This is a genomic window from Cohnella laeviribosi DSM 21336 (assembly GCF_000378425.1).
Lineage (GTDB): Bacteria > Bacillota > Bacilli > Paenibacillales > Paenibacillaceae > Cohnella > Cohnella laeviribosi.
On record NZ_KB899816.1, the window covers coordinates 102,182 to 114,896 of the forward strand.

General features: G+C 58.0%; 11 protein-coding genes and 1 other RNA gene. 4 read left to right on the forward strand and 8 right to left on the reverse strand.

Annotated features, from left to right (window positions below; genetic code table 11):
• The first annotated feature begins 110 nt into the window (after positions 1-110).
• From F560_RS0108135 to F560_RS22810, 3 genes are all read left to right on the forward strand, one after another.
• Positions 111-2,063 carry a S8 family peptidase gene (locus F560_RS0108135; protein ID WP_019005228.1) on the forward strand — a complete coding sequence of 651 codons (1,953 nt, stop codon included), beginning with the start codon at positions 111-113 and terminating at the stop codon, positions 2,061-2,063.
• A 162-nt stretch (positions 2,064-2,225) separates the two neighbouring features.
• Complete coding sequence (locus F560_RS0108140; RefSeq protein ID WP_019005229.1) at positions 2,226-2,954, forward strand: DsbA family protein; 729 nt, start codon at positions 2,226-2,228, stop codon at positions 2,952-2,954.
• 16 nt (positions 2,955-2,970) lie between these two features.
• The gene (locus F560_RS22810) at positions 2,971-3,435 is read left to right on the forward strand and encodes a disulfide oxidoreductase (protein WP_020621273.1); all 465 of its coding nucleotides are present in this window, start codon (positions 2,971-2,973) and stop codon (positions 3,433-3,435) included.
• A 209-nt stretch (positions 3,436-3,644) separates the two neighbouring features.
• Here F560_RS22810 and F560_RS0108150 read toward each other — a convergent pair whose 3' ends face one another.
• A complete protein-coding gene (locus F560_RS0108150) occupies positions 3,645-4,496 on the reverse strand; it encodes a phytanoyl-CoA dioxygenase family protein (protein ID WP_019005231.1) in 852 nt (283 codons plus the stop codon).
• Positions 4,497-4,628: 132 nt separating this feature from the next.
• Here F560_RS0108150 and F560_RS0108155 point away from each other — a divergent pair, with 132 nt between their 5' ends.
• Complete coding sequence (locus tag F560_RS0108155; RefSeq protein ID WP_019005232.1) at positions 4,629-5,483, forward strand: AraC family transcriptional regulator; 855 nt, start codon at positions 4,629-4,631, stop codon at positions 5,481-5,483.
• A 99-nt stretch (positions 5,484-5,582) separates the two neighbouring features.
• Here the strand turns inward: F560_RS0108155 and rnpB are convergent.
• The 7 genes from rnpB to F560_RS0108185 form a co-directional block, all read right to left on the reverse strand.
• An RNA gene (gene rnpB, locus F560_RS24530) (RNase P RNA component class A) lies at positions 5,583-5,993 on the reverse strand.
• 112 nt (positions 5,994-6,105) lie between these two features.
• Positions 6,106-7,221, reverse strand: a complete 1,116-nt coding sequence (locus F560_RS0108160) for a Nif3-like dinuclear metal center hexameric protein (protein ID WP_019005233.1) — start codon at positions 7,219-7,221, stop codon at positions 6,106-6,108.
• On the reverse strand, positions 7,197-8,009 hold the full coding sequence (locus F560_RS0108165) for a tRNA (adenine(22)-N(1))-methyltransferase (protein ID WP_019005234.1): 813 nt from the start codon (positions 8,007-8,009) through the stop codon (positions 7,197-7,199). Before F560_RS0108165 ends, F560_RS0108160 begins: the two co-directional genes overlap by 25 nt.
• Before the next feature lie 3 nt (positions 8,010-8,012).
• Positions 8,013-8,846: a hypothetical protein gene (locus tag F560_RS0108170; RefSeq protein ID WP_019005235.1), complete on the reverse strand. Its 834-nt coding sequence runs from the start codon at positions 8,844-8,846 to the stop codon at positions 8,013-8,015.
• 87 nt (positions 8,847-8,933) lie between these two features.
• Positions 8,934-10,058, reverse strand: coding sequence for an RNA polymerase sigma factor RpoD (gene rpoD, locus F560_RS0108175; RefSeq protein WP_019005236.1), 1,125 nt, complete (start codon positions 10,056-10,058; stop codon positions 8,934-8,936).
• A 31-nt stretch (positions 10,059-10,089) separates the two neighbouring features.
• Complete coding sequence (dnaG, locus tag F560_RS0108180) at positions 10,090-11,913, reverse strand: DNA primase (RefSeq protein ID WP_019005237.1); 1,824 nt, start codon at positions 11,911-11,913, stop codon at positions 10,090-10,092.
• A gap of 159 nt (positions 11,914-12,072) precedes the next feature.
• On the reverse strand, positions 12,073-12,543 hold the full coding sequence (locus F560_RS0108185; protein WP_020621274.1) for a YaiI/YqxD family protein: 471 nt from the start codon (positions 12,541-12,543) through the stop codon (positions 12,073-12,075).
• Positions 12,544-12,715 lie beyond the last annotated feature (172 nt).

The following is a 12,715-nucleotide window of genomic DNA, read 5'->3' on the forward strand; positions in this document are numbered from 1 at the left end:
CGGTACTGGCTCCCGCCAAAATCGCCCGTATTAATTTTGACCCGCTGCTGAAAGCTAACGTTAGTCCGGCGCCAACGATCGCCGGCATGCGGACAAGGAGGTTTAACGGGATGCGCCGTAAAACATGGTTCGGCCTATTGTTTGTCGCCGCCGTCTTCCTGCTGGCGGTTCCGCTTATCGTGCCCCCTTCGGGGCCGAGAGCGCCCGCTCCGGCTCCCCAGACGGAAGGCGGCGGCTTCTCGCCCGCGCGGCAGACGCGCGAGGCTTCCTTCAAGCAAAGCGCAATCGAGCGGGACAAGGCGGCGACCGAACGGCTAAGCCGCATGGACAGCGAGCGGGATCTTCGGCTGCTGCTTTCCGCGGAGGAGAAAACTCCCGCCGGCAAACGGCAAGCGCTTTTGCAGCAAACGGTTCGAAAGCATTCGCATTTGATCTCGGTCTGGTGGAAAACCGGCGGCCAGACGTACAAAGCCGATTCCGCGCCGGCCGGGCTTAAACGCAGCGCGGCGCCCTATTTGCGCAAAGCCAATGCCGCCTTGGCCCGCGGGAAAAGCTACCAGTCGCCGGCTTTTACAAGCGGCGGGGAAAGCAATTTCGTCGTGGCCATCCCGGGGGCAAAACGCGGCGAAGGCGTCGCGGCGCTCGTTCATTCCGATATCGTTCAGGAAGTCGAGCGGCATCAGAAGAAAAATTTGCGCGTCGTTCCTTATCCCGCGGAAGGAAGATACCGCCTGGAATCGGTCATCCCCAACTCGAACCGGGATACGACCGTGCGCAGCGGAGAGGACAACGGCAACGCCAGCCATTATGCGGTTGACGAGCTGGTCGTGAAGTTTAGGCAGCCGCTGACCGGAAAACAGCTTCTTCAGCTGCGGAAGCAGCTGCAAATCACGGTGGTCCGGCACCGCGGCACGACCTACCTCTTCCGGTCCGGCAAATACGACATGGCGCAATTAAAAGCGTTTTTTTCCAAATGGAATCCGGTCTATATGGAGCCGCACTACTTGTATCTGACTAACGAAGCGTCCGGGATCGACGGTTTCGGCGATAACGGCGATACCCCCGCCATCGTCCCCAACGATACGCTCTACGGCCGATACCAGTGGAACTTGCCGGAAATCGCGACGGAAAAAGGCTGGAACGTAACGCGGGGCAAAAACGAGATTATCGTCGCGGTCGTGGACACCGGCGTTCAGCTCGATCATCCCGATCTTCAGGGACGGCTTGTCCCCGGGACGAATATCGTCGATCCGTCCAAGCCGCCGGAGGACGATGTCGGTCACGGAACCCATGTCGCCGGCATTATCGCCGCGCAGGTCAACAACAACGAAGGCGTCGCCGGCATGACCTGGTACACGAAAATCATGCCCGTCAAAGTGCTGGACAGCACCGGAGCGGGAACGACGTATTCGGTCGCGGAAGGCATCATATGGGCGACGGACCACGGTGCGAACATCATCAATATGAGCCTGGGCAATTACGCCGATGCCCAGTTTCTCCACGATGCCGTCAAATACGCTCACGACCGGGGCGTCGCGCTCGTTGCGGCCAGCGGCAACGACAACACCGACCGTCCCGGCTATCCCGCCGCTTACCCGGAAGTGATCGCCGTCTCGGCGACCGATCCGGACGAGACCCGAGCCGAATATTCCAATTTCGGCGACTACATCGACGTGGCCGCTCCGGGCAGTTCCATCGCCAGCACGTATCCGGGAAGCCGGTACGCCGCGCTCTCCGGGACGTCGATGGCGTCTCCGCACGTCGCCGGGCTTCTGTCGCTGGTCAAAGCCGCCAACCCGAATTTGACCAACGACCAGATGGCGGACGTCATCCGCAAGACTGCCCGGGATTTTGGCGCCGCGGGCAAGGACGCCGACTACGGGTACGGGCAGATCGACGTCGATGCGGCAGTCAAGGCGGCCAGCGCCGGCGCTTCGGGCGGCGGTACCGGCTCTGCCGGGGTCCGGGCGGACCTCAGCGGCAGAGAAGGACTTGGCTCGCTGCAGTTGTTCCCCGAACGGGTTCGCCGGGAAGTGCGGCGGATTTTGGACAAAAGCCCTTGAATCTGCGAATTCCCGCATCCTCCGGGTCCGCGAACGTTTCGCGGATTTGGGGGATGTTTGTTTGTTCGCATTTTCTCATGCTTTTTTATGGATTTTCGTTTAAAATGAAAGATTGAGAGATATCGAGTCATTTCTAAATACGGAATAGAAAGGAAGAATAGATTGGACAAGCCGCAACGGAAAGCCTTGAACAAAAAACTGCGCCAGCAGCAGCAACAGCAAAAACAACGCAGAATGAGGATTCTGATTTGGGCTACGGCCATTTTGTTCGCCGCAATCGTCGCCGTCGCGTTTATCTTGAAGCCCGAACCGAAACCGATCGCGATCGATTACGGCAAAGTGCCGACGGTCGGCCCGGAAAATGCCCCGGTCAAAATCGTCGAGTTCGGCGATTTCAAATGCCCGGCATGCAGAATTTTTAGCCAAAACATTTATCCTCAACTGAAAGCGGATTTTATCGATACGGGCAAAGCTTCGTTTTCGTACTTAAACTATACGATCATCAGTCCCGACGGAGATTCGGTCACGGCGGCCGTTGCCGCGCAGGCGGTTTATCACCAGAACAAAGACGCCTTCTGGACATATTATAAAACGCTGTTCGACCACCAGGGCGACGAACATACCGTATGGGCCACGCCGGATTATTTGGTGCAGCTCGCCAAGCAGGCGGACCTCGGCATCGATTACGACAAGCTGAGTCAGGACATTGTCAACAACACCTACAAGGACGAGGTTGACAAGCAAACCCGCCTCGCCAGGGACAACGGCTTCTACTCTACGCCTACGATTCTGATCAACGGCAAAAAGCTCGACGATAACGCAAGCCTGAATTACGGCAAACTGAAAGCGGAAATCGAAAAAGCGTTGAAAGCGCAAGAGAACGGCAAGTAAAGGTGGGGATTTGAACGTGTTGGCCCGGATACGCGCATACAGCCTGTACCTCGCCTGGGTCGTGTCGCTTGCGGCAACCGGAGGCAGCCTTTTTCTCAGCGAAGTGATGCATTTCATCCCCTGCAGCCTTTGCTGGTTTCAGCGGATATTCATGTATCCGCTCGTTCTTTTGCTGGGACGGGCCGCGCTTCGGGACGACCGCGGCATCGTCGGCTACGCCTTGCCGCTTTCCGTCATCGGGGGGCTCATCTCTCTCTACCATTACGGAAAGCAAAAGATTCCCGCGCTGGCCCAAGTGCTGCCTTGCACGAGCGGGGTGCCGTGCGACAAGGACTACCTGGACTGGTACGGCATCATCACGATCCCGCTGCTCGCGCTGATTGCCTTTGTGCTGATTACGATATTGCTGCTTCTCGGCAAAACATCCTCGAACGGCGCGGACGAAGCCGACTCGGAGGAAGCCGGCGCCGAGGAAGCGTAAGGCGCGCGGCCGCCCGTTCCATCACTCCATAAGGAAAAAACGGTCGTTGGGGACCGTTTTTTCCTTATGACGGCCCCATTATCGGAAGCTCCATTGGAGGGGGCCGCCCCCTCAACCGCCATGTAGTCCGCCTAGTACCCTACAGCCGCTGCGCCATTCCAGGCAACTTCGCCCACAACTGGGCAACGGTGCTTAACCGCCCCGACTCCTTACTTTTGGTAAACAACCGGATTCAAAGGGCTAGCGGCTAACCCGCCGGGCCGGCAACCGGGCAACCAGGCTTGCAAATCGTTGCGGCGCGCGTTGCTGTCCGGTTCGGCCACTTTGGCGCCGTCCGCATAATAGATGATCGTCATCACCTCGCGCATCGTGTCCGTCGGATTGCCCGGGGCGCTGTGAAGCGTCCAGCCGGCGTGGAAGGTGGCGTCTCCGGCCGCCATGGCGCCGTAGCTCACGATCGGAAACCCTTTGTCGTCGATGTATTGCCGCAGCGTCCGATGCGACTCGTCGGATATTTCCAGCTTGCTGATGTAGCCTTTGAGATGGGAACCCGAGGCGAACGTCATCGAACCGACTTCTTCCGAAACGGGGACAAGCGGCATCCACATCGTGATCGTTTTGTCCGTATCCAGCGGCCAGTAAATTTGGTCCTGATGCCAAGGGGTGTGCCCTCCGCCGGGTTCTTTGAAAAGAGCTTGATCGTGATAGATGCGCACGCAGTCAACGCCCATCAGGTCCGCCGCGATTTTCGCAAACCGCTTGGCGAACACGAACCGCTTGACCGCTTCGCTTTTTTGCCACAAGTTCGTGATTTGAATGAACGCTTTGCCGTACGTATCCCGTTTGTGCACCGGTTTATCGTGATAGTTTAGCGCTTGGACCCAGCGGCTGATTATGGGCTCATAAACCCCGATTTCATCGGGAGACGCTACCCCGCGCAGGAAGATATGGCCGTCCCGCTGATAGGCGCCGATTTGTTCGTTTGTCAGATTATACTCATCTTGCATTAGCTGCAGCCCATCGGCTTGCTCGAAAGGCTCCGCTTGCTTTTCTTGGCTCATGCGCGTTTTCTCCTTTTTTCTTTGATTCGGATTCGTACTTTATTTATGATTGTAGGAAGGATTTTCTATAAAATCGTTGTCTAACTCTCTTGAGTATTTGTCAAAAACAACTGACGTGGGGGAAAGGTGCGCATGAAACCGATCGTTCCGTATATTCGCGAATGCGATTTTGCCGTGCGCAAGCCGTGGATCATGCCGGAGCGCCGGCTTCTCGATTACTTGATCGTTTTCATTCAAGAAGGCCAATGCCGCTTCACGGTAGACGAGGTCGAATATCGCTTCCAAAGGGGAGAGTTTTGCTTCATTCAGCCGGGCAGCTTGAATCGGTTGGAAGGTCTGACGAATACGATCACGCCGTTCGCCCATATGGACATTTTTTATCATCCCGATCGGGAACAGAGCTTTCCCACCAGGGCGGGCCAGACGGACTTAACCCCTTACCTGCACCTGCTTCAGCCGAGGTTGAACGATGTGTTCGGCATCGACGTTCCGGTCAGGCTCCAACCCCGAAATCCGGCCAAATTCCGCGATACGTTCCTTCAAATGGTGGAATGCTGGCAGTACCGCGATCCGCTGATGCAGCTCAAGGCACAGCATGCGGCGACGGAATTGCTCGTTGCCATCTTGGAAGAGCACCGCACGGACATCCAGCAGCTTCGGCCTTCTGCACAATCGTTCCATTGGATTTCGTCGTATTTTTCGTTCCATCTGAGCGAGCCGTTGTCGGTCGAAGCGATGGCGAGGCGCGCGAACCTGTCGCCTTCGCGGTTCAGCGCGCTGTTCAAGCAGCGCTTCGGCATGGCTCCGTACCAATATTTGCTGGAGATGCGCGTCAGCCATGCGCGGGAGCTCCTCGAGACGACGGAGCTGTCGCAAGAGGAAATTGCGGCGTACTGCGGCTTCGCGGATATCCATCATTTTTCAAAAACGTTCAAGAAAAAAACGGGCAAGCCGCCCGGAGCCTTTCGCCGCCGCCCGGAAGCATAACGAGCCGTTCCCGGTCCACCGTCCGGGAACAGCTTCCTTTCCGGCGCAGCCTAAACCAAAAAGCCCGCAAAGCCCTAAGGCCTTGCGGGTTATGTACGACCGGAAAGTTTGCCATAAGCCGGGTTCTGTTCTTCCGGTGGTATAACGGACCGGCAGGTCCTCCCACGTGATGGAAGCGACAATCATCTTTCTAGGCCGTACGTTACCGCACGGCTCAAGCGACCAACCCGAACGCACCTCGGGCCAAGGCTGCGGCTTCGAGAGCCGCTGCGTTCCTCTTCGGTCTTGCTCCGGATGGGGTTTACCAGGAGCAAAGTCGCCAGTGCTCCTCGTGGTCTCTTACACCACGGTTCCACCCTTGCCTGTGCCGCAAAACGCGGCCATCGGCGGTCCGTTTCTGTGGCACTATCCTTCGGCTCGCGCCGACTGGACGTTATCCAGCATCCTGCCCTGTGGAGCCCGGACTTTCCTCTCGCGGCAGACGCCGCCAGCGATTGTCTGTCAAACTTTCCGGTCCATTAGCCTAGTATACCGCGAATCGGCTCAAGACACAACGGGAATCGCTGGATATGCGAACAACCGGCACGGATCCGGCGCAGGCGCCGGCCCGGCCGGTTGCCGGTTATTTCAGCCTGAACGGCTCCGTATTGACTTGCGAGGCGATCACCTCGGTGGCGTATCCCTTTTCCTCCAAGCGCTCGCGCAGCCACTGCGCCGTTTTCGGCTTCATGATTTTTTCGGCATTGTGTCCCGGATCGATCAGAGCCAGCCCCATCGCGGCAGCGTCGTGCGCGGTATGGTAGTCGATGTCGCCCGTGACGAACACGTCCGCGCCCGCAAATTTCGCGTGGCGAATGTACCGGGAGCCCGAGCCGCCGAGCACCGCCACCTTCCGGACCGTTTTCGAGCCGTCGCCGACCGCCCGAACGAACGGAACGTCAAAAGCCCGCTTGACCCGCTCCGCGAACGCGTCCAGACTTTCCGGCTCCGGCAGCGCGCCGACCCTTCCCAGCCCGAACGACCGGCCTTTCAAATCCATCGGGTAGATGTCGTAGGCCACTTCTTCGTACGGGTGCGCCTTCAGCATCGCCTGCACCGCCGCTTTCAGCGCGCTTTGGGGAACGACCGTCTCGATGCGCGTCTCCGCGACCGTTTCGAGCTTGCCCTGCTTCCCGATAAAGGGATCGGTTCCTTCCCTCGGCAGAAAGGTTCCCGTTCCCTCCACGTTAAAACTGCAGTGGCTGTAATTGCCGATCCACCCCGCGCCGGCGTTGAACAGGGCTTCCCTTACCGCTTCCCGGTGTTCGTTCGGCACAAAAACGGCCAGCTTGTACAGCTTGTCGGTATGCACTTCCTCCAGCACGCCGGTAACGTTCAGGCCGAGCGCTTCGGCCATCCAGTCGTTCATGCCTCCCTCGGCGGTGTCCAGGTTCGTGTGCGCCACATAAACGGCAATGTCCTTGCGGAGCAATTCGGCCGCCAGCGCGCCTTCCGGCGTATCCGTGCGGAGCGTCTTAAGCGGACGGTAGATCAGCGCATGATGGGCAATGATGAGCTCCGCGCCTGCCGCTGCCGCCTCTTCCACGACGGCGGGCGTCACGTCCAGCGCCACGAGCACGCGGCGGACCTCCTTCTGCAGCGTCCCGACCTGAAGGCCGATGCGGTCGTCCGGCACCGCATAATGTTTGGGCGCAAGCCTCTCCATAAACTGAATTATCGTTTCTCCGCGTGCAAACATGCGAGCACCTCCCGCAAAAGTTCCGTTTTCGCTTCCCATTCCCGCGCCTTCTCCGCCGTTTCCGGCGAATCGGACAGACGAAGCCGAGCCAAAATCTGTTCCCGCTTGCCGATTTCCTCGGTCCATTTCCGCCTGAACAGCTCGCCGCCTTCCCGCACCAGCAGCGGTCCCATCTCGTAAGCCAACGGCTCCGGCAGCTTCAGCCCTTCGTCCTGTCCCTTTCCCCGCGGCAATTGGATATCGTACAGCTCTCCGTTCCGTTCGTCGGCCTCTTTCTCATCGGGGGCCTTGACTGCGCGAAGCAGCGTGTAAATTTCCCCGCCTTCCTCCAGCAGCCGCTCCGCGTCCAGCACGTATCCGTGCTCCCGCAGCCAGCGGCGCACCTGATCCTCCGCCACGTGAGGCGACAAAATCAAGGTGCGAACCCCTTCCAGACGGTCGCCGGCCGATTCCAGAATGCGCACGATCAGACTGCCGCCCATTCCGGCGATGCAAACGGTATCCGCTTCTCCGGGCGAAAGGACGGACAAGCCATCCCCTTGGCGGACGGATACGATCTCTTCCAAGCGGGCGTCGGCCACCTGGCGTCTAGCGGCTTCCGCCGGCCCGGCATGCACGTCGCCCGCCACCGCATACGCGATTTTTCCGGAGGCAGCCAAATAGACCGGCAGCAGCGCGTGATCCGTCCCGATGTCGGCAAATCTGGCGCCTTCCGGCACCCAATCGGCCAGGGCGGCCAGCCGCGCGGAAAGCCGGATTCCCATTTCTTTCGCTCGTTCATTCAGCATAGATTACGCAACCCATTCCATCCAATGTTTTCTCCATTTGTACAAGCTGATGCCGGCAATCGCGATCTTGGCCAGCAATTGAAACGGAATCCACTGCGTGTCGATGCCGTATAACGCGGAGTACAGTTCCGGCATAAACCACAGCACGATCGCCGTCGCGAACAAAACCGTTCCCGCGGAGCGGATTTTTACGCTGACGAACCAGCTGAGCCAGACAAACAAAACGGCGGCCGGAAGCCAGAACAGCTGCACCTCGATCCCGTTCGGCTCGTTTATTTTATGCGCCAGCGTCCAGGCGTACAGAACGACGACGGCCATCCAGCCGCACCATTGCAACAATCCGAACCGCAGCGCGACGCCGACGCCGATCCAGGTCAGGGCGCACACGATAAGCAGCAGGACGGGGCCCGCTCCCTTCTCCCAGCCGTGAAGATGCAAAATCGCCATTCCCGAGACGAGCAGAAGCAGCATGCCCGTCCCGAGCAGGAGAAACGCGCGATGCGGAAGCCTGTCCCGCCACCGGGCGCCTCCGGCGACAAAGCCGGCCGTCGCTGCGGCCGCAAGTCCGATTTGCAATGCAAGGGGAAACGCGTTAAAATAAAGTACAACCAAGCAGATCAAGGCAAAAATGCCAAATCCAAGCAACCATTGCCTGCGGGACGCCTGCTCGATTTTGCGAACGGCCCGGCCAACCAGATTTTTCGGCCGGTCTTCCAAATCATCCAGATACAGATTTTGCAGAAAGTCGCAATATTGCTCCGGAAGCAGCTTGCTTCTCCGCCAGGATTCGATTTCGTTCACGATTAATTTTTTCTTATCCCCATCCGATACAGGCATGCCGATTCGCTCCTTTCCGATTGGAACAAAAAGACCTTCAACCGTCTCGGCAGAAGGTCTCCCAATCAGGCTAATACCTGTATCGGCTTATTCGAGGAAATCTTTTAGCCGTTTGCTGCGGCTCGGATGGCGCAGCTTGCGCAACGCCTTCGCCTCAATCTGGCGAATCCGTTCGCGGGTAACGCCGAACACCTTGCCCACTTCTTCCAGGGTGCGCGTACGCCCGTCGTCGAGGCCGAAGCGCAATCTCAGCACATTCTCTTCCCGTTCGGTCAGCGTATCGAGCACGTCTTCCAGCTGTTCCTTCAGCAGTTCGTAGGCGGCGGCGTCAGCCGGGGCCAGCGCTTCCTGGTCTTCGATGAAGTCGCCGAGATGGGAATCGTCTTCTTCCCCGATCGGCGTTTCCAGCGATACCGGCTCTTGCGCGATTTTCATGATTTCGCGGACTTTATCCACGCTCAAATCCATTTGCTCGGCAATTTCTTCCGGCGTCGGCTCGCGCCCAAGCTCCTGGAGCAGTTGACGGGACACCCGAATCAGCTTGTTGATCGTTTCGACCATATGCACCGGTATCCGGATCGTGCGGGCTTGGTCGGCGATAGCGCGGGTAATGGCTTGACGGATCCACCATGTTGCATACGTGCTGAACTTGTAGCCTTTCGTATGGTCGAATTTCTCGACCGCCTTCAGAAGGCCCATATTGCCTTCCTGAATCAAATCGAGAAAGAGCATGCCTCGTCCGACATAACGCTTGGCGATGCTGACAACAAGACGAAGGTTCGCTTCGGCCAGTCTCTTTTTCGCCTCTTCCCCGTCCTGTCCGCCGCTTTCGATTTTTTTGGCAAGTTCGACTTCGTCGTCCGCTCCGAGCAGCGGAACTCGTCCGATTTCCTTCAAATACATGCGGACCGGGTCGTTGATTTTGATTCCGGGAGGCAGAGACAGATCGTCATCGAAATTGAAATCGTCGTTTCCGTCTTCATCGCCGTTTCTGCCAAGCTCGTCGTGATCGTTGGCCACCTCGATGCCAAGGTCCGCCAGCTGCTCGAAAAACTCGTCGATTTGATCGGGATCCTGATCGAATGGAGACAGCTTCTCCATGATCTCTTTATAGGTCAGAGAGCCTTTCTTTTTGCCCTGCTCAAGCAATTGCGCCTTGACCTGTTCCAATGTCGCTTCCGTTTCCAACCCGGTGTGTTGATCGTTCGCCATTACCGACTCCCTCCTCCCCGGATCATCCGCATCAAGCATCCTTGCGCTGTTTCTCCAGGGCGATAATCTCTGTTCCAATTTGTACGGCAAGCATGATGTCTCCGGCCCGCTCCGCGCGAAGCATCTCCTCTTTTTTTCTCTCGATTTCGCGGGTTAGCGCGGCCTGACCGATCGTGCGAATGCAATCCTCCATAACCTTCTCGTCAAAAGGGATATCCTCCATCGCGAGGGCGCTGGCCACCCGCTCGAGTCGTTCATCCTGCAAAAAAGCGGTAAACCGGCTGACATCGGGATCGTTGCCTTGCGCGTAATAAGCGTATAAATAAGCAGCAATGGCTGCATGATCCTCTATATGAAAGCCGTCTCCTATCCGATCCCGGACGGCAAATGCCGTTTCCGCGTCCTGCATCATCCAGGAGATCAGCTGGCGTTCCGCCTGCACATAGGCGGGAGCAAGCGACGGATGGCGGGATGAAGTTCGCTTTTCATTCCATACATTATTCCACGTTCCGCCAGGAATATCCCCAGTTGTTCCCAATTTTTCCTGACGGCGGATGTCGGCGACCTCCTGCTTCAGGGTATCAAGCGAAACGTCGAACTCCTGAGCCAGCTCTTTCAGGATCAACTCCCGTTCCGTCGGAGACGGTTGCCTTGCGACGAGGCGGGCCGCATCGCGCAAGTACCGAATCTTCCCATCTTCTTCTAGGAGTATATGGGATTTCCTTAAATAGATGAGTTGAAATTTGATGGCCGAAACCGCGCCTTCGACGATTTCCCGGACAAAAGCTTCCGGACCGTTTTGCGTTATGAATTCGTCGGGGTCCGTCTTCGCCGGCAGAAGCCCGACCCTTACCCGAAGCCCGACGGCTTCAAGCAAGGGGATGCTTTTGTGGGCGGCGGCTTGTCCGGCGTCGTCGCCGTCGTAGCAGACAATCGCCTCGTCCGCGAACCGCCTGAGCAGCGCCGCATGTTCGGCCGTGAGCGCCGTGCCCATCGTGGCGACGCCGTTGGTCACTCCCGCGTGCCAAGCTTTAATGCAGTCGACATACCCCTCGAACAGCACGACCTGCCTCGTCTTGCGGATCGCGCTTCGGGCATCGTGCAGCCTGTACAGCGTTCGGCTCTTGTTGAAAAGCGGGGTCTCGGGGGAATTCAAATATTTGGGCTGCCCGCTTGTCATCAGCCTTCCCGCAAAAGCGGCGATTCGTCCGTCGGGGCCGCGGATCGGGAACATGATCCGGTCCCGAAACCGGTCTACGTAGCCTTCTCCTTCCTGCCGTCTGGACAGAAGGCCTCCGCGCTCCATATCCGCAAGCGAAAAACCTTTCCTCTCCAGCGCCTTAGCCAGCGTATCCCACTTGGCAGGCGCATAGCCGATGCCGAATTCTTCGATCAGCTTGTCGTGAATGCCGCGGGAGCGCAAATACTCCATCGCCGGCTTGCCCGCTTGCGTGTTGCGAAGCACGTAACGGTACAGCTTGGCGGCGTATTCGTGGGCCTCGTGCAGCACGTCTTTCTCCCGCTGGCGCGGGGACGGCTCTCCTTGAGGCCGGGCCCAGGTTACCGGCAAGCCCGCCTCCTCGGCCATACGCTTCACCGCTTCGGGAAAGGTCTCGTTTTCCATCTCCATCACGAACTTGATGACGTTGCCGCTCTTGCCGCAGCCGTAGCAATGGAAAATCTGCTTCTCCGGCGTTACGGTAAACGACGGCGTCTTCTCGGAGTGGAACGGACAAAGCCCGACCAAATACTTTCCTCGTTTGGACAAATGAACGTAACGACCGACCGTCTCCCCGATCTCGTAACGCTTAAGAACCTCGTCAATCGTCTGCTGCGGAATCAAGCCGCTGTTCATCGTGCGTCCACCTTCTTCAGCGCGAACCGGCGGCGGATGCGGACAAACGAAAGAACGTCCCGAGACGCCCCAAAGAGACTTGTCCTTCTCCGCAAGCCGGAACGCCGACAACGAAAGTTCCTTCGGAACCTTCCGGCCGATCTATGTGTGTATTATTCGCTAGCGATCCCGGTTCTCCTGCATTTCTAGCAGCAACTGTGTCAGCTTTTGTTGAAATCTGACTCGGTCTTCGCTTGAAAAAGCCTTGGGTCCCTTGGTGCGCAAGCCTCCTCGTCGCAATCTGGCCGATTCGTGCCGCTGCGCCAGCAGCCCATCGATATCGGCTTCCGTAATCCGGTGTCCCCGCGGCGTCAATACGGCGGAACCCCGCGCCAGGCCGATCGCGGCAAGACCGTAATCGCCCGTCACCAGAACATCCCTGGATGTCAGCACGTTGGCGATATAAAGGTCGGCCGACTGCGGGCCGGCGTCCACCGTCACGACTTCCACCTGCGGTTCGCGCGCCAGCGCGTGGGCATTGGAGGATACCATGAGTGCCGTCGCCCCGCAGCTGCGCACCGTTCGACCGATTTCCGTCTTGACGGGACAAGCGTCTCCGTCCACCACAACCCGATTCCGATACGGGAGCATCCGACATCACCGCGTATTCCACCAAAGTTTGCCGTATTATTATATACGTCAAAGCGGACCAAAATCCTGCCTTTGACTCATTAAATTTTAAAATAATAAACCTTGCGGACGAAGATGTCAATACTTTATGCCATTTCTGTATCGATGGTTTGAGAAGGCTTGCATCCGCCCG